This window comes from Nocardioides astragali (assembly GCF_024436375.1).
Classification (GTDB): domain Bacteria; phylum Actinomycetota; class Actinomycetes; order Propionibacteriales; family Nocardioidaceae; genus Nocardioides; species Nocardioides astragali.
Window position 1 is genome coordinate 618296 of sequence record NZ_JAFMZM010000002.1, and the last position, 22217, is coordinate 640512.

Genomic DNA, 22217 nt, shown 5'->3' on the forward strand with positions numbered 1-22217 from the left:
GGGGGCGCTGACAGAATCCCCGCATGACCGCACACGAAGCCCCGGAAGCCGACATGCTTCCGGGGCTTCGTGCTGCCGTGGACGACGCGAAGGCCAAGGCCGCCGCCACCCGACGGCGCAAGGCGGCCTCGTGGCAGCCTGCCGACACCGACCCCGTCGCACGGGTGCTGGTCGACATCGCGTTGGCCCACCTCGACCGCCCCTTCGACTACGCCGTGCCCGTGGCCATGGCCGACACCGCGGTCCCGGGCGCCCGGGTCAAGGTGCGCTTCGCGGGCCAGGACGTGGACGGCTTCGTCGTCGAGCGCGTGAGCGAGACCGACCACACCGGTCCTCTCCAGCCGCTGCGTCGGGTGGTGAGCCCCGAGCCCGTCCTCGCTCCCGAGATCGCCGAGCTGAGCGCGACGCTCGCCCGTCGCTACGCCGGCGCGCGCTCCGACGTCCTCCGCCTCGCCGTGCCACCGCGGCACGCGGCCACCGAGAAGCAGCCGTCGGTGCCGGCGCCGGCCGTCACCCCGCCTGCGCCGCGGGCCTGGGCCGAGGTCGAGCACGCCGACGCGTTCCTCCGCCGGCTCGCGGCCGGGGAGTCACCGCGCGCGGTGTGGTCGGCGGCGCCTGCTGACGACTGGCCCGCGATGGTCGCCGAGGCCGTGGCGACGACGTACGCCGCCGGGCGGGGCGCCGTGGTCTGCCTCCCCGACCGACGCGACGTCAGTCGCGTGGACGCAGCGCTGAGCGCCCTCCTCGGTGAGGGACACCACGTGTGCCTCACCGCCGAAGGCGGCCCGGCGGCGCGCTACCGCGACTTCCTGGCCGTCTCGCGCGGCGCGCGCCGGATCGTGGTCGGCACCCGGTCGGCCGCCTTCGCCCCCGTCCACGACCTCGGGTTGGTGGTGCTGTGGGACGACGGCGACGACCTGCACGCCGAACCCCGCGCGCCCTACCCCCACACCCGCGAGGTGCTGGTCGCCCGGGCCGAGCAGCAGGGCACGGCTGCACTCCTGGGTGCCGTGGCCCGGACGCCCGAGGCACAGCAGCTGGTCGGGTCCGGTTGGGCCCACGAGCTCGCGGTCCCGCGCGAGGCCCTCCGGCGCCGAGCCAGGGTCGAGGCCGTGCCGGCCGAGGACCGGTCCGTCGGCACCCGCATCCCTCGACCCGCCTACGACGCGATCCGTCGCGGGCTGGAGTCCGGTCCCGTGCTCGTCCAGACCCCACGGGCCGGCTATGCCGCGTCGCTGGCGTGCGACACCTGCCGGGCGCCGGCGCGCTGCACCGTGTGCACCGGCCCGCTCGTCGTGTCCGGCCCGACCGTGCCGCCGCAGTGCCGCTGGTGCGCCCATGTCGAGGCCGCCTGGGCGTGCGCCACGTGCGGTGGCCGCGGACTGCGGGCGCCGGTGCGGGGCGAGGCGCGCACCGCGGAGGAGCTGGGCCGGATGTTCACCGGGACGACCGTGCGCAGCAGCAGCGGCGAACGAGTCGTCGAGAGGGTCGGCTCCCAGCCCGACATCGTCGTGGCCACGGTGGGCGCCGAGCCGGTCGCCGACGGGGGCTACGCGGCCGTGGTCGTGCTCGACACGTGGCTGAGCCTGGCGCGCGACGACATGCGGGCGGCCGAGGAGGCGCTGCGCCGCTGGATCAACGCCGCCGCCCTCGTGCGTGCCGGCGGACACGTCGTGGCGGTCGGGGACCCGGCCCATCCCGCGCTGCAGGCCCTCGTGCGGTGGGACCCGGCCGGTTTCGCCCGCCGTGAGTCCGAGGAGCGGGCGCAGGCACACCTGCCTCCCGGCGCCCGGATGGCGACCGTCACCGGAGACCTCGGTGCGCTCGACGACGCCCTGCACCTGCTCGACCTCCCCGACGGCGCCGAGGTCCTCGGGCCGGTCCCGGTCGACGACGAGCACCGGGTGCTGCTGCGGGTGCCGTGGTCGAGAGGTACGTCCCTGTCCCTGGCGCTCGGCGACCTGCAGCGGCTCCGGTCGGCCCGGAAGCTCGACCCGGTCCGGATCCAGGTGGACCCGCTCACCATCTAGCCCAACCAGCTCCAGGCGGACTCGGTGCGGCCCGTGGCTGACCCGTCCCTAGACTTGACCGCTCCGCCTGCCGCCCGCGCACCGATCCGCCCAGCTCCACCCAGATCCGAGAAGGAGATCCGTGGCCGTCCAGCCCATCCGCCTCTTCGGCGATCCCGTGCTCCGCCAGCGCGCCACCGAGGTCGACGACTTCGACAAGGAGGTCCGGCAGCTCGTCACCGACCTCACCGACACCATGCTCGCCGCACCCGGGGCCGGTCTGGCGGCGCCGCAGATCGGCGTGAGCCTGCGCGTCTTCACCTGGAACGTGGAGGGTGAGGTCGGTCACCTGGTCAACCCGTCCCTGGAGCTCTCCGACGAGACCCAGGACGGTGCCGAGGGGTGCTTGTCGCTGCCGGAGCTCACCTACGACTGTCTGCGCGCCCTGTCGGTGATCGCGACCGGCTTCGACATGCACGGCGAGCCGCAGCGGATCGAGGCCTCCGAGCTGCTCGCGCGCGCCATGCAGCACGAGACCGACCACCTCGACGGCATCCTCTTCATCGACAAGCTCGACACCGCCGCCCGCAAGGCGGCGATGAAGGAGATCCGCGAGTCGGAGTGGTTCGGCCTCGAGCGGCCGACGGTCAGGGTCAGTCCGCACCCCACGAACGGATTCGCCCTGTGAGAGACCCGATGAGAGGGCGGAGCTGATGCGCGTCGTCTTCGCCGGCACCCCTGAGGTGGCCGTGCCCGCGCTGGACGCGATCGCCGCCAGCCGCCACGAGCTCGTGGGCGTCGTCACCCGTCCCGACGCCCCGAGCGGGCGCGGCCGCAAGCTGGTCGCGAGCCCGGTGGCGCAGCGCGCCGAGGCGCTCGGCGTACCCGTCCTCAAGCCCGAGCACCCGCGCGACCCCGCGTTCCAGGCCGAGCTGGCCCAGCTCCGCCCTGACGCCTGCCCGGTGGTGGCCTACGGCGCGCTGCTGCCGCAGTCGGCCCTCGACCTGGTGCCGCACGGCTGGATCAACCTGCACTTCTCGGTGCTCCCGTCCTGGCGTGGAGCCGCGCCGGTCCAGCACTCGCTGTGGGCGGGTGACGAGGTCACCGGCGCCACCACGTTCCGGATCGTGAAGGAGCTCGACGCGGGTCCGATCTTCGGCGTGATGACCGAGCGGATCCGTCCCACCGACACCGCGGGCGACCTGCTCGAGCGCCTCGCCGAAGGCGGGTCCGGCCTGCTGGTGCAGACCCTCGACGGGATCGAGGACGGCTCCCTCGAAGCGCGCGAGCAGCCCGAGGACGGCGTCTCGTTCGCCCCCAAGATCCTCGTCGACGACGCGCAGGTCGACTGGACCCGGCCGGCCGTCGCGATCGACCGGCAGGTGCGTGCCTGCACGCCAGCGCCCGGGGCGTGGAGCACCTTCGAGGACGAGCGGATCAAGATCGGTCCGGTCACGCCGACCGACCGGCCGCAGCTGGCGCCGGGGGTCCTCGAGGTCACCAAGAACGCCGTCTTCGTCGGCACCGGCACCACCCCTGTGCAGCTCGGCGAGGTCAAGGCTTTCGGCAAGAAGCAGATGGCTGCGGCCGACTGGGCGCGCGGCGTACGCCTGGAGTCGGGGGTCCGGCTCGGCGGCCAGGCCCTGTCATAGGGTCGGCGGATGAGCAGGAAGGCGCGCCCCGACGACATCGACGAGATCTGCGCCTCGCTGCCGGAGACCGAGCTCGGGATCTCGTGGGGCGACCGACCGACGTGGAAGGTGCCGCGTGGGGAGAAGGGCAGGGGATTCGTGCTCTACCGCGCGCCGCACAAGAGCGCGGTGGACCCCGAGACGGGGGAGATGTACGACGACCTTGTCGTGATCATCACCCCCACTGAGGTCGAGAAGCACGCGCTCGTCGAGGACGAGTCGACGCCGTTCTTCACCATCGACCACTTCAAGGGCTTCAACGCCGTCCTGGTCCAGCAGTCCCGGCTGGGCGAGATCACCCGCGACGAGCTGGCCGAGGTGATCACCGACGCATGGGCGACACGGGCGCCCAAGAAGCTGGCGCGGGAGCTCTTCGGTGAGTGAGCGCCGCCGCCCCGTCGACCGATCCCGGCGTGCGGCCCTGGACGTGCTGACGGCGGTCCGCGCCGAGCGGGCCTACGCCAACCTGGTCCTGCCGCAGGTGCTCCGCAAGCACCGCCTGGAGGGCCGCGACGCCGCCCTCGCGACCGAGCTGGCGTCGGGAGCGATCCGGATGCAGGGGCTCTACGACCCGGTCATCGACGCCTGCCTCACCAAGCCCCGGCTGCAGGACGAGGTGCGCGACGTGCTCCGCCTGGGCACCCACCAGCTGCTCTCGATGCGGGTGCCGGACCACGCGGCGATCTCGACGAGCGTGGACCTGGTGCGGGCGAGCGTGGGACAGGGACCCGCAGGGCTCGTCAACGCGGTGCTGCGCAAGGTGAGCCGCCGTCCCCTGGCCGAGTGGATCGCGGAGGTGGCACCCGACCGGACCAGAGACCTCCACGGGCACCTGGCCGTCGCGCACTCCCACCCGCGCTGGGTCGTCGAGCTGCTGGCCGAGGCACTGGGCGGCGACGACGAGCTCGAGGCGCTGCTGGTGGCCGACAATGCCGCACCACGCGTCACGCTCGCGGCCCGACCCGGCCTCGCCGACGTGGCGGAGCTGGAGGTGGCCGGAGGCACCCGCACCACCCTGTCGCCGTACGGCGTCGTGCTGGCGGGCGGCGACCCCGCCGCGGTGCCGGCCGTGGCGGAGGGCAGGGCCGGGGTCCAGGACGAGGGATCGCAGCTGGTCGCCCTCGCCATGGCGGACGCCCCGCTCCTGGGGCGCGACGAGCGCTGGCTCGACCTGTGCGCCGGACCGGGCGGCAAGGCGGCGCTGCTGGCATCCCTGGCGGCCCAGCGTGGTGCGCGCCTGGTCGCCAACGAGCGACAGCCGCACCGCGCCACCCTGGTGGCCTCCGCGATGCGCGCGGTGCCGCCGGAGGCCGTGCACGTCCTGGCCGGCGACGGCACCCGACCCGCGTGGGTCCCAGGCACCTTCGACCGGGTGCTGGTCGACGCGCCGTGCTCCGGCCTGGGTGCGCTGCGCCGTCGACCGGAGTCCCGCTGGCGGCGTACGCCGGCGGACGTGGACGTGCTCGTCGGGCTCCAGCAGGTGCTGCTCGACGTGGCGCTGGAGTCGGTCCGGCCGGGGGGAGTGGTGGTCTACGCGACCTGCTCGCCCGTGGTCGCCGAGACGGTGGACGTGGTGGCCGCCGTGCTCGCGAGGCGCGACGACACCCACGAGGTCGACCGCTTCCAGCTGTGGCCGCACCGGGAGGGTACGGACGCGATGTTCGCGGCCACGCTGCGCCGACGCCCCGTCGGCTGAACGGGACCGGACAGGTCCCGGCTCAGTCGTCCCCCTCGTCCCCCTGGAGGTGGCGGAGGTAGGCCCACGGCTCGGCGAGGTAGCGGCGCCAGTGGTCGACGATCTCGAGGTCCTGCCATGCCGACTCGCGGAGCCCCCACGGCCCCGCCTCCAGGATCCGGGCGCCGGGCATCGCCGCCAGCACCGGGGAGTGCGTGGCGCAGAGGACCTGCCCGCCCCGGGCGACCACCCGCTGCAGGGCGGCGACGAGACCGAGCGTGGAGGAGAACGACAGGGCGGCCTCGGGCTCGTCGAGGCAGAAGAATCCCTTGCCCGTGAACCGCGACTCCAGAACGGCCAGGAACGACTCTCCGTGACTCATCGCGTGGAAGGCCACGTCGGCCGGCCCTGTCGGCGGCTTCGGGTTGTCCTCGATGTAGGAGTACCAGCCGTGCATCGTCTCGGCCCGCAGGAAGAAGCCCCACTTGCTCGACCCGGCTCCGCGCACCAGGCGCAGCGAACCGCCCAGCGCCGACTCTGTGGGTCGGGTCGAGTGCCTGCTGTGGGTGCTGCCACCTTCGGGTGACAACCCGAACGCCGTCGCGATCGCCTCGACGAGTGTCGACTTGCCCGACCCGTTCTCACCGACGAGGAAGGTCACTCCCGGCGCGAGGTCGAGCCCCGTGGACAGCACCTGCGTGACGGCCGGGATCGAGGCTGGGTATCGATCCGGGACCAGGGGATGACCGGGGTCGGCCTCGACCCGACGGACCGGGTGGCGCGGGACGTCAGCACCCCTCAGCGGCATGGCGCCAAACGTAGCCGTCGCCCCCGACGCCCACCCGGAGGGAGGGGATCAGATGCCCCGGAGGCAACATTCCCGTTTCGCCTGGGCGCCACCTGTTCACAACCTTGGCGCGGCCGAGCATGATTGGCCACACGCGGCGCACCGGAGGGGTGTGCCGTGACGGGGAGCAGGAAAGCATGGGTCTACGCACCACAATGACAGCCGTCGCCGCGACGGGACTGCTGGCCGCGCTGGGCACGGCTCCGGCGCAGGCGGACGGCGCTCGTACGCTGACGGGTCCCAGCACCGGGGATGCTGACGTCTTCTTGACCTACGTCGGGTGCGACAACCTGTTCGCGCCCGCCAGCGCACCCCAGTCGCGGCTCAACCTCGGCCCCCATGACGCCCCGCTCGGCCGCCGATCGCTCGGCCTGGTGCCCGCCGCGCCCGGAACCGCGTCCGGTCCGTTCGCCCGCTTCGACTCCCTCGCCGGATTCGACTCCTCGGTGTCGGTGACCTCGTCGGCCGGCAGCCAGGGCGTCTCCTACGTCATGAGCATCACCCCGTCCAGCCCGCCCGGCACGGCCTGGCGCGGGCGCGCCGCCGTCCACGCGCCGGCCGGGGCGTGGACCGACGTGTCCGCCGCGGCACTGACCTACGACTGGGCGCTCGTCGACCTGGCCACACTGTCTCCGGTCGACCAGGCCGGCACCGCGACCCCCTCGGCGTTCGCCGCTGCACACGGTGATGGTGCGGGTTTCGTCGTGACCGGCTTCGGCTGCGACGGCCAGTCCTTCAACCTCGACGCCGTCCGAGCGTCGGGCTCGACCTTCGACTTCGAGGGGATCGCCCTCAGCACCGCCGCCGCCGTGGACCGGGCCAGGGCCGATGCCGGCGAGCAGGTGGCCATCACCGGCAGGGTCACCGACGCAGGGGGTCGCGTCACCGGGGACCCGTTGGTCCTGGAGTCCCGCGCACCAGGCGGCGCGTGGACCCGCGTCGGGCAGGTCGTCGTGGCCGGCCCCGACGGCGTGGCGCGCGTCGACGTACGCGTCACCGAGACCACCGAGTTCCGCTGGCACCGCCCGGAGAGCCAGTACGCCGACGAGGGCTGGTCGGACCCGGTCACGGTGACGGTCGACCAGCCGGCTGAGGCCCCGGCTCCCGCCGAGAAGCCTGCCGAGAAGCCTGCCGACAAGTAGCGCGCCGCCGCTAGGGTCGGGCCATGGCGTCGCCGTTCATCGAGCTCGAGGTCGACGACCGTGTCGTCAAGGTGACCAATCCCGACCGGGTGTACTTCCCGCCGACGGAAGTCGGCCAGCCGGGTGCCACGAAGCTGGACCTCGTCGAGTACTACCTCGCCGTGGGCGACGGCATCGTCAACGCTCTGCTCGAGCGCCCCTGCATGCTGCACCGCTTCCCGAAGGGCCTCGCCGGCGACAAGGTGCACCAGAAGCGGCTGCCGGCGGGGGCGCCGGAGTGGGTCGAGACTGTCGAGCTGTTCTTCCCCCGCTGGAAGCGCACCGCCGACGAGCTGTGCGTCACCGAGCTGGCGAGCGTGATCTGGGCGGTCCAGATGTCGACCGTCGAGTTCCACCCGTGGAACAGCCGGCGAGCGGACACCGAGAAGCCCGACGAGTGGCGCATCGACCTCGACCCCGGACCCGAGTGCGACTGGGCGACCGTGCAGCGGGTGGCGCACGTGGCCCACGAGGTGCTCGACGAGCTCGGGGCCGTCGGCTTCCCCAAGACCAGCGGCGGTTCGGGGCTGCACATCTACGTCCGTATCCCGCCCGACCACGGGTTCCAGGACGTACGCCGTGGCGCGCTCGCGTTCGCGCGCGAGGTCGAGCGGAGGGCCGGGGGAGAGGTCACCACTGCCTGGTGGCGCAAGGACCGAGACCCCGCCCAGCTGTTCGTCGACTACAACCAGAACGCCCGCGACCACACCATCGCGGCGGCGTACTCCGCGCGTGGGGTGCCCGAGGCGCGCGTCTCCGCGCCGGTCCGGTGGGAGGAGATCGACGGCTGCACGCCCGACGACTTCACGATCTACACGATGCCCGAACGCTTCGCCCGCATCGGCGACCTGCACGCCGACATCGACGGGCATCCCTTCGACATCGCCCCGCTGCTCGAGTGGGCCGAGCGTGACGAGTCGGAGGGCGCCGAGGCGCCGCCGGAGCCGGACGAGGACGAGTAGGTCGTCCACAGCCCGCGCACAGGTCGTCCTCACGGTCCTCTCACCCTGCCCCCGTAGTTTCGAGGAATGCACACCCAGCCTCGCACCGACCGGGTCACCGTCGTCGTCAACACCGCCTCACGAACCGGCGCCCGTGCGCTGCCGCTGGTGGAGTCGGCGCTGCGCCGCGCCTCGGAGCAGGTGCTGGTCCACCCCGCCCACGGCGGAGACGAGCTCGTGGGCGCCCTGCGGTCGGCCATGGCCGGGGAGCCCGACCTCCTGGTCGTCGGCGGCGGCGACGGCACCATCGGCTGTGCCGCGGGGCTCGTCGCCCACACGACCACCACCCTCGGCGTGCTGCCGCTCGGCACCGCCAACGACTTCGCCCGCACCCTGGAGATCCCCACGGCCCTGACCGACGCCGTGGACACCCTGCTGGACGGCAAGGTGGTCGACGTCGACCTCGGGCGGGTCGACGGCAGGGCCTACCTCAACGTCGCCTCCCTGGGCCTCTCGGTCGCGGTCACCCGCCAGCTGACTCCGCGGCTCAAGCGCCGTCTCGGACGGTTCGCCTACCCCGTGGCGACGCTGGCGGCATACCGCGGTCACCGCCCGTTCGCTGCGCGCCTCGAGCTCGACGACGGCACCGTCCTCGAGCTGGAGGACCTCATGCAGGTCGCCGTCGGCAACGGCAGGCACTACGGCGGCGGGCTGACGGTGTCCCCCGGCGCCTCCATCGACGACCACCTCCTCGACGTGTACGCCGTGGAGCAGGGCCGGCTGCGCGACCACGTCTCGATCGCCCGCCTCCTGCGCACCGGCCACCTGGTCGAGCACGACCGGGTCCACCACCTGACGACACGGCGGCTACGGCTGGTCACTGATGAGCCCGTCGAGGTCAACCTCGACGGCGAGGTCGCCGCCACCACGCCGGCGACGTTCGAGGTCGACCGCAACGCGTTGCACGTCGTCGTACCCGCCCACAGCCGAGCCGCCCGGATGGACGACACCGGGAGTCCCTAGGATCGTCCCGTGGGCATCCAGATCACGGTTAGCATTGTCTAGCCACGGCGGCGGCAAGCCTCTGACCTGCGGAAACACCGAATGTGGCGTACGTCGTTATTCAATCGCCCCGAGATTGTGAAGGCGCTGGCGGACGTCCTGAACGTGCCGCGCCTCCACTTGGATGAGGAGTCGGCGAAGTACCTCCGGGTCGGGGATTGGCGGTGCTGTCGCCAACTTGCTTTTCACCCATGCCTGCGTCATCAGGTCGTACTTGATCTGGCGGCCAGCCGCCTCCGAGCGCGCTTGGCGTCGATCAGCCCATCTGGGTTAATGAGCCCGTCTAGAGCAGTCAGCACCTTCTTCTTCTGAGAACGCGTGAGTTCTCCATAGATCTGAGCGACTGCTGGTGGTGCCGGCCGGCCTTGTAGGTCAAAGGAGTCGAGGACGGCCTCACGGACGGTCGCAACCGCATCATCGACAGTGTCAGCCTCGACGTATCGGTGGCTGACGCCCGCAACCTCCACGCGCCAGAGATGAGCCATGGCCCAATGATACTCATAGTCTGTCGACTCATAGGCATCATGCGCTGATGGTTCTCTCGTGACACCGACCGCTGCCCCGTCCGAGCATCTGCTCCACTTCGGGGCTGCCGTCCGGCGGCATCGCGAGGAAGCTGGCATGTCTCAAGAGCAGTTGGGGCACAGGGCCGGGCTTCACAGGACGTACATCGGCGGCGTGGAGCGCGGCGAGCGCAACGTAGGTCTGCTCAACGTGTTCGCGATAGCGGATGCGCTCGACGTTCCAGCAGGCGAGCTACTGCACGTGACGCCGCGCTCACCCTGACTGGGTGTGTCCCCCTTGGCGACCTGAGTTTCCGGATCTGGCACCCCTCTGTGTCAAGACGCAGCAGGAAGCGGAGTTCTAGGGTGTTGTCTGGCGGGTCCGGGAAGTGACTTGTCCGAAGAGCCGGTGTGGGGATGCGAGCCGGCCGCGCTGGATTCAGAGTCGTTTCCCCGTTGTCCTCCCGGGCCCGTCCTCGTCGTCGCCTCAGTGGTGCGGACAGCGTCGTTGAGCATGGTCTGGAAAACGATGTCGGACAGTCGGCGCTTCACGCACCGCATGGCTTCCATCGGTGCCTTCCCGTCGGCCTTCTTGCGGTCGTAGTAGGCCCGGCCCTCGGTGGGGTTGCGGAGCTGCACGCGGGCCATAGTGTGCAGGACCCGGTTGATCTGTCGGTTGCCTTTACGAGACAGCCGGTGCCGGACCTGGTCACCGGAGGAGGCATCCAGCGGTGCGGTGCCGTTCCAGGACGCGAAGTGCGCTTTGTTCGGGAACCGGGTGATGTCGCCGACCTCGACCAGCAACCGGGCGGCACCGGTGAGTCCGATACCGTGCAGGTCCAGCAAGCTGGTTCCAGTCGCGGTGACCAGCTCGGTGAGCTCCTTGTTCGCCGCCTTCTTCCGGGCATAGATCCGCTCCAGGTCCGCGACCAGCTCGGCGGCCACCCGGCGGCGCGTCTTGCCCACGGCGTCACGGGGTCGGACCTTGGCCAACATTGCCTTCGCCTGGGCCGCGGACAGGTCCCGCTTGGCCCCGCCCGGGATGAGCTCGAGCAGCAGCTGGTGCAGCTGGGAGGTCTTGCGGGTGTGCTCCTCCCCCAGTGATCGGCGCCGGTCGACCAGGAGTCGCAGCACCTCCAGCTGCTCGTCAGTGACCACCGGCCGCAGCCCGGTCATCCGGGTGCCGACCAGGGCCACCGAGTGCGCGTCGGTGGCGTCGGTCTTGCGGCCCTGCCCGGTCGCGAACACCCGCGCGCGGGCCGACAGTTTCGGCGGGACGTCGACGACCTCCTCGCCATCGGCCAACAGCCGGACCGCGATGTGCTTGCCGATCCCGGCACACCCCTCGATCGCCCACACCCGGTCCGGCCACTGACCGGCATAGCGCCGCATCTCGTCGTAACCATCACGGTCCGTGGCGAACCGCCCGCCGCCCAGGATGGTCTCGTCGGCGGTCATCACCTCGATCGTCGCCGAGCGCTTGTGCGGGTCCATGCCGATGACGACCCGACCTGTAGTTGTTTTCACGCTGTTCCCTCCGATGCTCGAGCCCGCCACTGGTTGTCGAGCCGGGAGGGCAACGCTGCTTCGAGTCGCACAAACCCCTCTTGAGCCTCTCCCTGCCCTGGCGACGCCCGGGTCACGCAGGCCAAATGAGAGCCACACGACCAGCGTGGGCAGCCGATGAGAGAGCGACGACCCGGGCGCCTGGACCGAGCCTCGCCAGGCACCGGTCCTGGGTCAATGGAACAAGCAGCCGATGAGCGGACGTCGGCGTCCGTCAGCGGGTCGTAACAACCTTTTGGGCCGATGCCTAGTCATAGTGGTTCGTCAACGATCAAAGGGAAATCATTGAGGACCATCAGTCTGACCGCCGTCGCGCTTCTAGGCGCGGCACTGCTCGCGCCAGTGAGCACGGCCACCGCAGCGGGCGAGACATGTCAGGGGCAGGCGGCGACCATCGTCGGGACGCCCGGGAGTGAGATCACCGGAACGGAGGGCGCGGACGTCATCGTCACGAACGACGCGACGCGAGTCGACGCGCTCGGCGGCGATGACCTCGTGTGCGCGACCGGCGAGCGCAGCGGCTACGACTCCGTCACCGGCACCTTCACTTTCGTCGTCGTCATCCTCGGGGCGGGGGCCGACACGTTCATCCCCTCCGAGCGCAGCAGATCCACGATCTACGCGGGCAACGTCGACGGCACCGACAGCGAGGCCGACGTCATCCGCTCTATCGGTTACGACGTCGTCATCTCCGGCATGGCAGGCCAGCCGAACGCCGACATCATCGACCTCGGCTGGAACGGCGAAGTCAGTTGGAGTGGCATCCAGACCGCCCAGGGCGCGGTGTCCGTTGGCAGGGGAGGCACCTTGGGCGTTCGATCCGCCAACGGCGACGTCACCATGGACGCCAGCGGCACGGTGACGGGGGTCGACACGGCGCTCACCTGGACGGGCCGGTTCGCTCGGCTCGGTTTCACTACGTCGGCCGAGTATGGACGGTTCACTTTCCGCGGAACCGACCGCATTGAGCGCGTCAAGGTCAACGCGCCGAGGACGTATGACCGCGACATTGCGCTCGGTGGCGGCTACGACTCCTATGAGTCGAACAGCCTGGGCGGAAAGGCGACGCGGATCAAGGGCGACGGCGGGCGCAACACACTGCTGCTCGACCTCCATAGCCACGACCGGGTGCGCGCCGACCTGAGCCGTTCCCGGGTGACGGCCACCAAGGCGGGCGTCGAGGAGTCGGTCCGCGTCCGCGGCTTCTATGGCCTCACCGTGGCCGCGAAGCGCGCCGTCGTCATCGGCACCGACCGCATCGACATCATCAGGGTCGCCGCGTGCCGGACGACGCTCAAGGGAATGAAGGGCGGGGACGAACTCTACGTTGACTACAAGCTCAAGAGCTATGGCGCAGAGTCTTTGACCATGCCTCGGTGCTCCGACTACGAGGCCACGATCGACGGCGGCCCTGGCAACGACTACCTCACCGGGATGTACGGCGATGACCGCCTCATCGGCGGCCCTGGCAACGACAGCGTGTGGGGCAACAAAGGGCGCGACGTGTGCCAGGGCGAGACGATTCGGGGATGCGAGAAGCGCATCTGACCCAGCGATAGGCGCGTCTTGTGTGCCCCGCAGCGGGTTAGGTAGCAGCCGGGCCGTACCTCTCCCCGGGACGGCCCGGCGGCCCGTCCGCGGTCTGACCGCGCAGAGCAAGCAGCGACCTCGATAGAAGACGGACGACGGCTTCACCAAAGCGTCCGCTCATGCCGCGATCCGTGCGGATCGAGCACGGCCCTCAGGAGGTGGAGAGCCGCCGATTTGCCTCGCAGAGGTAGTAGAACTCTTTGCGCTGGCCATCGCGATCGGCCTGCTGCTTCGTTCGGATTGCATCGAGAGCGGTGTCGGCTAAGAGCGGTACGCCATGACCGGCGGCAGCCACGGCCGTAGCTACCAGCGCGCCTATGTCAGTGACGCTCCCCACCGCCATGGAGGTCGCTGAGGTCCAAGCAAACATCCTGATATCGCGAGCGCTCACCGAGCGTGCCATTTCTCGAACGAGTCCATGATCGGCCAGTTCGTCTTTCAAGATTTCGATTGCTGGCTGTACGTCGCTCTCCCACAGTTGCTGAATCTCGAAGGTCAGCGTGTCGCCTAGCGCTGTGGGAAGTTGCCTCGAGTAGCGCACCACTGCACCCCGATACAGGGTCAGCGGCGATGCCAGTTCCTTGCGCATGTCGAGGAGTTCATCCATACGAGCCTGCGGAAACGCTGGGAGCCGCGACACGAGTCCAGCTCCGAGCGCGGCTTGAGTCGCCAGCCTGACCCCCGACGGATTGCTCTCCAACTTGCCTTCGTCGAACATGGCTTGAACCAAGCCGGCGCTGTCCTGGTCGAACAGCAGGCGGACGCGCGGGTCAGCCATCCGCGCCACCAATGTGTCGACCCAAAGTTGGATCTGCTCTTCCGACTCTGCGGAGCGCTCCTCTCGTCGTCGGAACAGGGTGGACAAGTCCATGTCCAAGTCAGCAATTCGGATGACCTTCGCCTCGACCGCGTGTGCAAGTTCGGTAGAGCCAGAGGCCTCGAGAATCTCGTCCACGTAGGGCCTCATACCCTCGCTGAGGCTCGCCATCTGTTGGCGCATGGCTCCCAACTGTGCCGCCCTCGCAGGCTGAGTACGGCGCAGACGCTCCATATCCGTCTTCATGAAACGGTCGAATTGCTCCCGCCACCCCTCGGGAAACTTGGCCGCCTCCGGTCCTTGGACGTACGCCAGCGCCGCATCATCGAGCGACCGCAGAATGCCGAACAGCCCCGCCTCACCATGCGCCTCCATGCGGAGCTTCTCCAAGAGGCTCACGCCAAGACCCACCATCTCGACCTCGTCGGCGTAAAGGATTGCCGACTTGGCGAGGGCTAGGTCGTGTTCGAGCGCGCGATCGAAGTCGGGTTGGGGCGAGGTCGCCAAGGCGACTCGCACGGGCGCTTCGCTGAGTGTCTCCTTGGTTCGCACCCGATCTCTACGAGGCGACATCTTCTTGCCTGAGCGATTTCGCGGCATGGACCGCATGCTGCCACCGTCGACAGACAATCTCGCCTTGACGCGGCGCGAGCCCCAAGAGCGGCACTCAACGTCGCGGCACTAGCGACGACATTGGCCGAGCTGAGGATCGAAAGCGGGCCGGCCAGAGCGGAAAGTCGTAGCGCAACGGTCTTTCAGCACCTAGCGTGGAGCGGGGCACCCATACACTTTGCGCGATGGGTATCCAAATAACGCCGAGCATCCTCAACGCCGACCTGTCGCGCCTGGCCGACGAGGTCGCCCGGATCCCCAGCGCCGACTGGGTCCACGTCGATGTGATGGACAACCACTTCGTCCCCAACCTCACCCTCGGGCTGCCGGTGGTCGAGGCGCTGAGCAAGCACGCCTCCCAGCCCATCGACGTGCACCTGATGATCGAGGACGCCGATCGCTGGGCGCCGGCCTACGCCGAGGCGGGCTGCGGCTCGGTCACCTTCCACGCCGAGGCCGCCACCGCCCCGGTGCGCCTGGCCCGCGAGATCCGGGCACAGGGAGCCCGTGCCTCGATGGCGCTCAAGCCGGCCACCCCGATCGAGCCCTACGAGGCACTCCTGCCCGAGCTCGACATGGTGCTGATCATGACCGTCGAGCCCGGCTTCGGCGGCCAGAAGTTCCTCGACCTGTGCCTGCCCAAGATCCGCACCGCCCGCGAGCTGATGCGCAAGCACGGCGTCGAGACGTGGCTCCAGGTCGACGGTGGGGTGTCGCTGGAGACCATCGAGCGGTGCGCCGAGGCCGGCGCCGACGTGTTCGTCGCCGGGTCGGCGGTCTACTCCGCGGACGACCCCGACGCGATGGTGCGCGAGCTCCGGGCGAAGGCCGAGGCCGCGGCGCCGTGAGCGCGCGGGCGACGGTCGACGACATCCACGCCACCGCGCGCGCGATGCCCCACGTCACCGTGTTCCGCCCCGAGAGCAATCCCGTCTACCAGGTGGGAAGCAAGTCGTTCGTGTTCTTCCGGACCCCCCGGCCCGACGCCGTCGACCCCGAGACGGGGGAGCGCTACGACGACGTCATCGTCATCTGGGTCGCCTCCGAGGGCGACAAGCAGGCGCTGCTCCAGGACGAGCGCCTGCCGTTCTTCACGACCCCCCACTTCGACGGCCATCCGTCGGTCCTGCTCCGCGCCTCCCGGGTGAGTGAGATGGAGCGCGACGAGCTGGTCGAGATCGTCGAGGAGGCCTGGCTCTCGCAGCCCTCGGCCCGCCGCGGCCGGGCGTGGCTGGAGGCGCGGCAGCTCGACGCGTAGGACGCCGTCAGCCGGCGAAGAGGGTCAGCCGCTGCCGGATGATCTTGCGTCGCAGCACGACGCGGCGCTTGCCGTCGTGGCCGATGCGCAGCCGGTCGAGCTCCCAGCCGCCGTGCTCGGCGCGGTCGACGAGCATGCGGGTGACCACGTTGCGGGAGAAGTCCGGCGGCAGCACGAGGGTCTCGAACTCCCACTCGACTCCGCGACCCGGCGGGCGGCGATGGATCCTGGTCATCTGGTCTCCTCCCTCGTCTCGTCCATTCTCGCGCTCGTGCGTCTCGGGATCGAGTCAGTCGGCCGACACGTCGTCGAGGGCCTCGACGATCTCGGCGGGCAGGGTGAGGTCGTCGATGCCGAGGGCGCCGTCGAGCTGGGCGGCGGTGCGCGCTCCCACGATGGGTGCGGTGACGCCCGGCCGGTCGCGGACCCAGACCAGCGACACCTCCATCGGTGTCCAGCCGAGCCCGTCGGCGGCACGGGCCACGGCCTCCACGATGCCGCGGCCGCGCTCGTCGAGGTAGGCACCCACGAAGCGGGCGAAGTGCTCGGTCGCGGCGCGCGAGTCCGACGGCGTACCTGTGCGGTACTTGCCGGTCAGCACGCCCCGGCCCAGCGGCGACCACGGGAGGACCCCGAGGCCGAGCGCCTCGGCTGCCGGGACGACCTCGTGCTCGACGTGGCGGTTGAGCAGGGAGTACTCCACCTGGGTCGAGGCCAGGGGAGTGCGGCTCGGCACCGCCCGCTGCCAGGTCGCGGCCTGGGCGGTCTGCCAACCGGTGTAGTTGGAGATGCCGACATAGGAGGCCCGGCCGGACGAGACGGCGAGGTCGAGAGCCGTCAGGGTCTCCTCGACCGGCGTCTCGTCGGTCCACACGTGCACCTGCCACAGGTCCACGTGGTCGACTCCGAGCCGCTTCAGCGAGGCGTCCAGCGTGGTCAGCAGGTGGCCGCGCGAGGTGTTGGTGACCCGCTCGCCCGTACGACGGGAGATCCCGGCCTTGGTGGCGAGCACGATCTCGTCACGACCCACGACGTCGCCGATCAGGGTGCCGATCAGCTCCTCGCTGGCCCCGTCGCCATAGCCGGCCGCGGTGTCCACGAGCGTGCCGCCGGCCTCCGCGAACGCGATCAGCTGGTCGCGCGCCTCGTGCTCGTCGGTGTCGCGGCCCCAGGTCATGGTGCCCAGCCCCAGCCGGGAGACCTTGAGACCGGTGGCGCCGAGCGAACGCTGCTGCATGCAGGTGAGCGTAGCCACGGGTGCGGGACGGACGAGCGGGGACGCGCCCGTAGGCTCACGCCCTGTGATGGATCTCCTCAAAGCCGTCGTCCTCGGGATCATCCAGGGGCTGACCGAGTTCCTGCCGATCTCGAGCAGCGCGCACCTGCGGATCTTCCCCGAGCTCCTCGGCTGGGGCGATCCCGGCGCCGCGTTCACCGCCGTGATCCAGATCGGCACCGAGCTCGCCGTGCTCATCTACTTCCGCAAGGACATCTGGCGCATCGGCAGCGCCTGGGTGCGCTCGCTGTTCCGGCCGGAGTACCGCGGCACCCTCGACTCCCGGATGGGGTGGTACATCATCGTCGGGTCCCTGCCGATCGTCGTGCTCGGCGTGCTGCTGAAGGACGTGATCGAGGAAGACTTCCGCAACCTCTGGATCATCGGCACCACGCTGATCGTGATGGGCGTCGTCCTCGGCGTCGCCGACCGCATCGGTCGCACGGACCGCCCGCTGGGCCGGTTGACCATGAAGGACGCCGTGCTGATGGGCCTCGCGCAGGCGCTCGCGCTCATCCCCGGCGTCTCCCGGTCGGGTGCCACGATCTCGATGGGCCGCTTCCTCGGCTTCGAGCGCGAAGCGGCCACCCGCTTCGCCTTCCTGCTCGCGATCCCCGCGGTCGTGGGCGCCGGGCTCTTCGAGCTCAAGGAGATCCCGCACGGCCACAACGACTTCGGGTGGGGCCCGACGATCACCGCGACGGTGGTCTCCTTCGTGGTCGGGTACGCCGCCATCGCCTGGCTGCTGCGCTACGTCAGCACGCGCTCCTACACGCCCTTCGTGGTCTACCGGATCCTGCTCGGCGCCGGCACGCTCATCCTGCTCGGAGCCGGGGTCCTGAGCGCCTGAACGTGTCGACCAGCAGTGCCAGCGCGACCGCCTGGGTGAGGGCCACCACCACGACGAGGGCCACCAGGGACCGCTCGTAGAGCCAGCCCGCCGTCACGCCACCGACGACGGCCAGGATCCCCTGGATCCCCGCGAAGACGCCGAACGCCGTCGCCCGCCGCGGCGCCTCCACGAGGTCGGCGACCACGGCCTTGATCGTGGAGTCCTGCACTCCTTGGGCGAAGCCCCACGCCACCACCCCCACCAGGACGGCCGCCAGCGCCGAGCCCAGGGCCAGGGCCGGGACCAGGGCGACCACCACCGGTACGACGAGCAGCACCCGGGTCCCGGTCCTGTCGTAGGCCGAACCGACGAGCAGCGCCGCGAGCGCCTCGACGGCCATCGCCGCGGCGTAGACGAGGGGCACCGCAGCCACGGGCACGATCCCCTCCACCGTGAGGTGGTAGCCGATGATGCCGAACGTGACCAGCCCACCGGTGGTCAACGAGGCCGCGACCGCGTAGCGGAAGAAGTCGCGCGGGAGTCCGGCGCCCACGGCCTCGGCCCACCAGCCGCGACGCCCGACGGCCGGAGGGACTGCCGTCGACGCGGCCGGCCCGCCGTCGTACACGGCCGGGTCCGGGACCCGACGGCGCAGTGTCAGCAGCAGCGCCATCGCGATCGCCCCCGGCACGGCCAGCACGGCCATGCCCATCCAGAGCGAGCCGACGGCGACGACTCCGGCCACCAGCAGCGGACCTGAGAAGGCGCCGACCTGGTCGAGCGCCTTGTGCACCCCGAAACCGCGTCCGCGGCCCACCGACGTGGCCACGTGCGCGAGGAGAGCCGACTTCGACGGCGACCGCACCGCCTTGCCGAGTCGCTCGAGCAGGATCATGGTGGCCGCGAAGGCCAGACCGGCGGCGCCGAAGCGGGGTGCCAGTGCGAGCAACGGCACGCAGACGGCGGTCAGGCCGTAGCCGAGGATCGTCAGCGACCAGTAGCGGCCCGTTCGGTCCGCGAGCGGGCCGAAGGCCAGGCGCAGCACGAGGGCCACGGCCTCGCCGGCGCCCGTGACGAGCCCCACGACGACGGCCGATGCGCCCAGGGCTGCCAGCAGCGGGCCGTAGACCGACCGGGCGCCCTCGTAGACCATGTCGGCGGCCAGGCTGACGAAGCCGAACCACCAGACCACCCGCCAGGCGGACAATGCGGGAGCCGGTGGGCTCACAGCCACCCGGACTTCTTGAACCAGGTGAACAACCCGCCGGCGATGCCGACCATGAGCAGGAGGGAGAACGGATAGCCGTACGTCCATCCCAGCTCGGGCATGTGGTCGAAGTTCATGCCGTAGATCCCGGCGATCAACGTCGGCACCACGACCAGCGCGGCGCCTGCCGAGATCTTGCGCATGTCCTCGTTCTGCTGGACCGAGACGCGGGCCAGGTGGGCGTCGAAGGCGGTGGACAGCAGCACGTCGAGGTTGTCGATGACCTCCGAGACGCGCTGGAGGTGGTCGGCCACGTCCCGGAAGTAGGTCGCGGTCTCGGCGGTGATCAGGCCCTCGGTGGGCGTGGCGAACCTCCGCATCGGCTCGCGCAGCGGCATCACGGCGCGACGGACCTCCGCGATCTCCCGCTTGAGGACGTAGATCCGGTTGGAGTCGTCGGTGCGGGCCGGGGAGAACACCGACTCCTCCACCTCGTCGACGTCCACCTCCAGCGCGGCGCCGACCCGCTCGTACTCGTCGACGACGCGGTCACAGATGGCGTACATCACGCCCATCGGACCGTGCTCCAGCACCTTGGCGCGTTGCTCGAGGTCGCGCCGCGAGGCGGCCAGGTCGATGCCCTCACCGTGGCGGACGGTCACCACGAAGTCCTTGCCGATGAACATGTTGATCTCGCCGGTCTCGACCGCGTCCTCCTCGTCGACGTACCAGAGCGTCTTGAGGACGAGGAACAGCGTGTCGTCGTAGTGCTCGAGCTTGGGGCGCTGGTGCGAGTCGCCGGCGTCCTCGACGGCCAGGGGGTGCAGGTCGAAGGTGCTCGCGATGAGCTCGAGCTCGTCGGGACTGGGGTCGTGGATGCCGATCCACTGGAAGTCACCGGGGTCGCACGGCACCCGCGCCGACCCGAGGCTCTGGTCGTCGCCCGGTCCGAGCGGCACCCGCTTGCCTTGGTGGTAGAGGGCGTTGTCCACGATCACCGGCACAGGCTAGTCCCAGGCGGCCCCCCGCTAGGGTCGCGACATGGCAACCGTGATCCTGGTCCGGCACGGCCGTTCCACCGCCAACGTGTCCGGCGTGCTGGCCGGGCGCATGGCCGGGGTGCACCTCGACGACACTGGCGTCAAGCAGTCCGCCGCCGTCGGCGAGCGGCTGGCGAGCGTACGACTCGCAGCCGCGATCACGAGTCCGCTCGAGCGCTGCCGCGAGACGTGCCGCGAGATCATCCGGCCCCAGGCCGGACCGCTGCGCGCCCGCGCGGAGAAGCAGCTCTCCGAGTGCGACTACGGCGAGTGGCAGGGCCGGCCGCTGCGGGAGCTGGCCAAGGAGAAGCTCTGGAAGACGGTGCAGTCCCAGCCCTCCGCGGCCACGTTCCCCGGCGGGGAGTCGTTGCGGGCGATGCAGGACCGCGCGGTGGCGGCGATCCGGCGCCACGATGCGCGGGTCGCCGACGAGCACGGCGACGACGCCGTGTGGCTCGCGGTCAGCCACGGCGACCTGATCAAGTCGATCCTCGCCGACGCCCTGGGCACCCACCTCGACCTCTTCCAGCGCATCCACGTCGACCCGGCGTCGGTGTCGATCGTGCGCTACAGCGAGACGCGTCCGTTCGTCCTCGGCACCAACACCCACGCGGGGGACCTCTCCTGGCTGACCCCGCCCAGGAAGGCCCGGCGACGTCGTCGTACGGACGCCGAGATCGGCGGGGGAGCGGGCCCAGACACCCCCGCGGAGTCGCAGACAGGCACGTCCTAGGGTGAGTGACATGCCCGTCGTGCACCGCTTCGACCCGCCCGAGCGCTTCGTCTCCGGCACCGTCGGCGAACCCGGCCAGCGCACCTTCTTCCTCCAGGCACGCGAGGGCGCGCGGCTGGTCACCGTCTCCCTGGAGAAGCAGCAGGTCTCCGCGCTCGCCGAGCGCATCGACGAGCTGCTCGACGAGCTGATGGGCGCGGCCGGCGACGAGGTGCTGATCCCCGCGATCGCCCCGCGTGACATGGTCGACACCGCGCCGCTGGAGCAGCCGATCGAGGAGGAGTTCCGCGCCGGCACCATGACCTTGTCGTGGGACGGCAGCGACGAGCGCGTCGTGATCGAGGTCTTCCCCTTCACCGAGGCCGCGGTCGTCTCGCCCGAGCAGCTGCAGGAGGACCTGGAGGACCTGCTCGAGCCGGAGCCCGAGGAGATCTTCCTCGTGCGCATCTCGGCGGCCGCGGCTCGCTCGTTCGTCGAGCGCTCGCGGTCGGTCGTGGGGGCCGGACGGCCCGACTGCCCCTTCTGCGGTGAGCCGATCGACGCCGACGGGCACCTGTGCGTGCGGGCCAACGGCTTCCGGCGTCGTGATCCCTGACCACACCCTCCCGGACGGCTTCCCGACCGGGGACCTGACGCTCCACGGCCGGATCCTCCCGGCCTCCAACGCGACCTTCGTCGGAGAGATCGACGGGGTCCGCGTGGTCTACAAGCCGATCGCGGGCGAGCGACCCCTCTGGGACTTCCCCGACGGCACGCTGGCGGCCCGCGAGGTGGCGGCGTACGCCGTCTCGGAGGCGCTGGGCTGGGACATCGTGCCGCCGACGGGCCTGGGCGACGGGCCGCACGGTCCGGGGATGGTGCAGCTGTGGCGCGACGAGGACGAGGAGCAGGCGCCGGTCGACATCGTCGGTGAGGGCGAGGTGCCGGACGGGTTCCGGCACGTCTTCGACGGTCTCGACGCCCACGACCAGCCGGTCTCGCTCGTGCACGAGGACTCACCGGCGCTGCGCCGGATGGCGTTGTTCGACGTCGTGGTCAACAACGCCGACCGCAAGGGTGGACACGTCCTGCCGATGGTCGACGGCCACCGCCACGGCGTCGACCACGGACTGACCTTCCACGTGGAGAACAAGCTCCGCACGGTCCTGTGGGGCTGGGTGGGGGAGCCGCTCACCCATGAGGAGGGCACAGGGCTGCGCCGGCTCGAGTCCGCCGTGGACGGCGAGCTGGGTCGCACCCTCGCCGGGCTGCTCGCCGAGGACGAGGTCGCCACCACGGCTCGTCGGATCTCCCGGCTGCTCGCCCGGGGCGCCTTCCCGCCGCCGGCCACGTCGTCCTACCCGGTCACCCCGTGGCCGCCCTTCTGATCCCTTCCCG

Annotated in this window: 24 protein-coding genes; 16 read left to right on the forward strand and 8 right to left on the reverse strand. The window is 70.8% G+C overall.

What is annotated here, in order from left to right:
* The first annotated feature begins 23 nt into the window (after positions 1-23).
* The 5 genes from J3P44_RS07860 to J3P44_RS07880 all read left to right on the forward strand — a co-directional run bounded on the left by J3P44_RS07860 (position 24) and on the right by J3P44_RS07880 (position 5396).
* On the forward strand, positions 24-2030 hold the full coding sequence (locus tag J3P44_RS07860; RefSeq protein WP_255889741.1) for a primosomal protein N': 2007 nt from the start codon (positions 24-26) through the stop codon (positions 2028-2030).
* 121 nt (positions 2031-2151) lie between these two features.
* Positions 2152-2697 (forward strand): peptide deformylase, encoded by a 546-nt coding sequence (gene def / locus J3P44_RS07865; protein ID WP_255889742.1) that lies wholly within the window; start codon positions 2152-2154, stop codon positions 2695-2697.
* A gap of 25 nt (positions 2698-2722) precedes the next feature.
* Positions 2723-3661 carry a methionyl-tRNA formyltransferase gene (gene fmt, locus J3P44_RS07870; protein WP_255889744.1) on the forward strand — a complete coding sequence of 313 codons (939 nt, stop codon included), beginning with the start codon at positions 2723-2725 and terminating at the stop codon, positions 3659-3661.
* Positions 3662-3670: 9 nt separating this feature from the next.
* Positions 3671-4084 carry an MmcQ/YjbR family DNA-binding protein gene (locus J3P44_RS07875; protein ID WP_255889745.1) on the forward strand — a complete coding sequence of 138 codons (414 nt, stop codon included), beginning with the start codon at positions 3671-3673 and terminating at the stop codon, positions 4082-4084.
* On the forward strand, positions 4077-5396 hold the full coding sequence (locus J3P44_RS07880; RefSeq protein ID WP_255889746.1) for an RsmB/NOP family class I SAM-dependent RNA methyltransferase: 1320 nt from the start codon (positions 4077-4079) through the stop codon (positions 5394-5396). The genes J3P44_RS07875 and J3P44_RS07880 overlap by 8 nt, the downstream gene beginning before the upstream one ends.
* A gap of 22 nt (positions 5397-5418) precedes the next feature.
* Here J3P44_RS07880 and J3P44_RS07885 read toward each other — a convergent pair whose 3' ends face one another.
* Positions 5419-6183 carry an AAA family ATPase gene (locus J3P44_RS07885; protein WP_255889747.1) on the reverse strand — a complete coding sequence of 255 codons (765 nt, stop codon included), beginning with the start codon at positions 6181-6183 and terminating at the stop codon, positions 5419-5421.
* A 176-nt stretch (positions 6184-6359) separates the two neighbouring features.
* Here J3P44_RS07885 and J3P44_RS07890 point away from each other — a divergent pair, with 176 nt between their 5' ends.
* The 3 genes from J3P44_RS07890 to J3P44_RS07900 all read left to right on the forward strand — a co-directional run bounded on the left by J3P44_RS07890 (position 6360) and on the right by J3P44_RS07900 (position 9367).
* Positions 6360-7364 carry a hypothetical protein gene (locus J3P44_RS07890; RefSeq protein WP_255889748.1) on the forward strand — a complete coding sequence of 335 codons (1005 nt, stop codon included), beginning with the start codon at positions 6360-6362 and terminating at the stop codon, positions 7362-7364.
* A gap of 23 nt (positions 7365-7387) precedes the next feature.
* Positions 7388-8365: a non-homologous end-joining DNA ligase gene (gene ligD, locus J3P44_RS07895; RefSeq protein ID WP_255889749.1), complete on the forward strand. Its 978-nt coding sequence runs from the start codon at positions 7388-7390 to the stop codon at positions 8363-8365.
* A gap of 66 nt (positions 8366-8431) precedes the next feature.
* Positions 8432-9367 (forward strand): lipid kinase, encoded by a 936-nt coding sequence (locus J3P44_RS07900; RefSeq protein ID WP_255889750.1) that lies wholly within the window; start codon positions 8432-8434, stop codon positions 9365-9367.
* Between the two features lie 242 nt (positions 9368-9609).
* On the opposite strand, the gene J3P44_RS07905 is transcribed toward J3P44_RS07900, so the two are convergent.
* On the reverse strand, positions 9610-9891 hold the full coding sequence (locus J3P44_RS07905; RefSeq protein ID WP_255889751.1) for a hypothetical protein: 282 nt from the start codon (positions 9889-9891) through the stop codon (positions 9610-9612).
* A gap of 58 nt (positions 9892-9949) precedes the next feature.
* Here J3P44_RS07905 and J3P44_RS07910 point away from each other — a divergent pair, with 58 nt between their 5' ends.
* A complete protein-coding gene (locus tag J3P44_RS07910; RefSeq protein ID WP_255889752.1) occupies positions 9950-10192 on the forward strand; it encodes a helix-turn-helix domain-containing protein in 243 nt (80 codons plus the stop codon).
* 53 nt (positions 10193-10245) lie between these two features.
* Here J3P44_RS07910 and J3P44_RS07915 read toward each other — a convergent pair whose 3' ends face one another.
* Positions 10246-11436, reverse strand: a complete 1191-nt coding sequence (locus J3P44_RS07915; protein WP_255889753.1) for an IS110 family RNA-guided transposase — start codon at positions 11434-11436, stop codon at positions 10246-10248.
* Positions 11437-11760: 324 nt separating this feature from the next.
* On the opposite strand from J3P44_RS07915, the gene J3P44_RS07920 reads away from it, so the two are divergent.
* On the forward strand, positions 11761-13023 hold the full coding sequence (locus J3P44_RS07920; RefSeq protein WP_255889754.1) for a hypothetical protein: 1263 nt from the start codon (positions 11761-11763) through the stop codon (positions 13021-13023).
* A gap of 193 nt (positions 13024-13216) precedes the next feature.
* Here the strand turns inward: J3P44_RS07920 and J3P44_RS07925 are convergent, their stop codons facing one another.
* Entirely contained in the window at positions 13217-14482 is a 1266-nt protein-coding gene (locus J3P44_RS07925; RefSeq protein ID WP_255889755.1) for a hypothetical protein, read from the reverse strand.
* 197 nt (positions 14483-14679) lie between these two features.
* On the opposite strand from J3P44_RS07925, the gene rpe reads away from it, so the two are divergent.
* Positions 14680-15342 carry a ribulose-phosphate 3-epimerase gene (rpe, locus tag J3P44_RS07930; protein ID WP_255889756.1) on the forward strand — a complete coding sequence of 221 codons (663 nt, stop codon included), beginning with the start codon at positions 14680-14682 and terminating at the stop codon, positions 15340-15342.
* Positions 15339-15752, forward strand: coding sequence for an MmcQ/YjbR family DNA-binding protein (locus J3P44_RS07935; protein ID WP_255889757.1), 414 nt, complete (start codon positions 15339-15341; stop codon positions 15750-15752). Before rpe ends, J3P44_RS07935 begins: the two co-directional genes overlap by 4 nt.
* A gap of 7 nt (positions 15753-15759) precedes the next feature.
* On the opposite strand, the gene J3P44_RS07940 is transcribed toward J3P44_RS07935, so the two are convergent.
* The gene (locus tag J3P44_RS07940; protein ID WP_255889758.1) at positions 15760-15987 is read right to left on the reverse strand and encodes a DUF5703 family protein; all 228 of its coding nucleotides are present in this window, start codon (positions 15985-15987) and stop codon (positions 15760-15762) included.
* 54 nt (positions 15988-16041) lie between these two features.
* Positions 16042-16989: an aldo/keto reductase gene (locus J3P44_RS07945; RefSeq protein ID WP_255889759.1), complete on the reverse strand. Its 948-nt coding sequence runs from the start codon at positions 16987-16989 to the stop codon at positions 16042-16044.
* Positions 16990-17056: 67 nt separating this feature from the next.
* Here J3P44_RS07945 and J3P44_RS07950 point away from each other — a divergent pair, with 67 nt between their 5' ends.
* The gene (locus J3P44_RS07950) at positions 17057-17878 is read left to right on the forward strand and encodes an undecaprenyl-diphosphate phosphatase (RefSeq protein WP_255889760.1); all 822 of its coding nucleotides are present in this window, start codon (positions 17057-17059) and stop codon (positions 17876-17878) included.
* Here the strand turns inward: J3P44_RS07950 and J3P44_RS07955 are convergent.
* Together J3P44_RS07955 and corA are read right to left on the reverse strand one after the other, a co-directional pair.
* A complete protein-coding gene (locus tag J3P44_RS07955; RefSeq protein ID WP_255889761.1) occupies positions 17844-19094 on the reverse strand; it encodes an MFS transporter in 1251 nt (416 codons plus the stop codon). The genes J3P44_RS07950 and J3P44_RS07955 overlap by 35 nt on opposite strands.
* Positions 19085-20065, reverse strand: a complete 981-nt coding sequence (corA, locus tag J3P44_RS07960; protein ID WP_255889762.1) for a magnesium/cobalt transporter CorA — start codon at positions 20063-20065, stop codon at positions 19085-19087. The genes J3P44_RS07955 and corA overlap by 10 nt, the downstream gene beginning before the upstream one ends.
* 43 nt (positions 20066-20108) lie before the next feature.
* Between corA and J3P44_RS07965 the strand changes: the two genes are divergently transcribed.
* From J3P44_RS07965 to J3P44_RS07975, 3 genes are read left to right on the forward strand one after another with little or no spacing between them, the layout of a single operon-like run.
* Entirely contained in the window at positions 20109-20840 is a 732-nt protein-coding gene (locus J3P44_RS07965; RefSeq protein WP_255889763.1) for a histidine phosphatase family protein, read from the forward strand.
* Positions 20841-20850: 10 nt separating this feature from the next.
* On the forward strand, positions 20851-21435 hold the full coding sequence (locus J3P44_RS07970; protein ID WP_255889764.1) for a DUF3090 domain-containing protein: 585 nt from the start codon (positions 20851-20853) through the stop codon (positions 21433-21435).
* On the forward strand, positions 21425-22207 hold the full coding sequence (locus J3P44_RS07975) for an SCO1664 family protein (protein WP_255889765.1): 783 nt from the start codon (positions 21425-21427) through the stop codon (positions 22205-22207). Before J3P44_RS07970 ends, J3P44_RS07975 begins: the two co-directional genes overlap by 11 nt.
* Positions 22208-22217 lie beyond the last annotated feature (10 nt).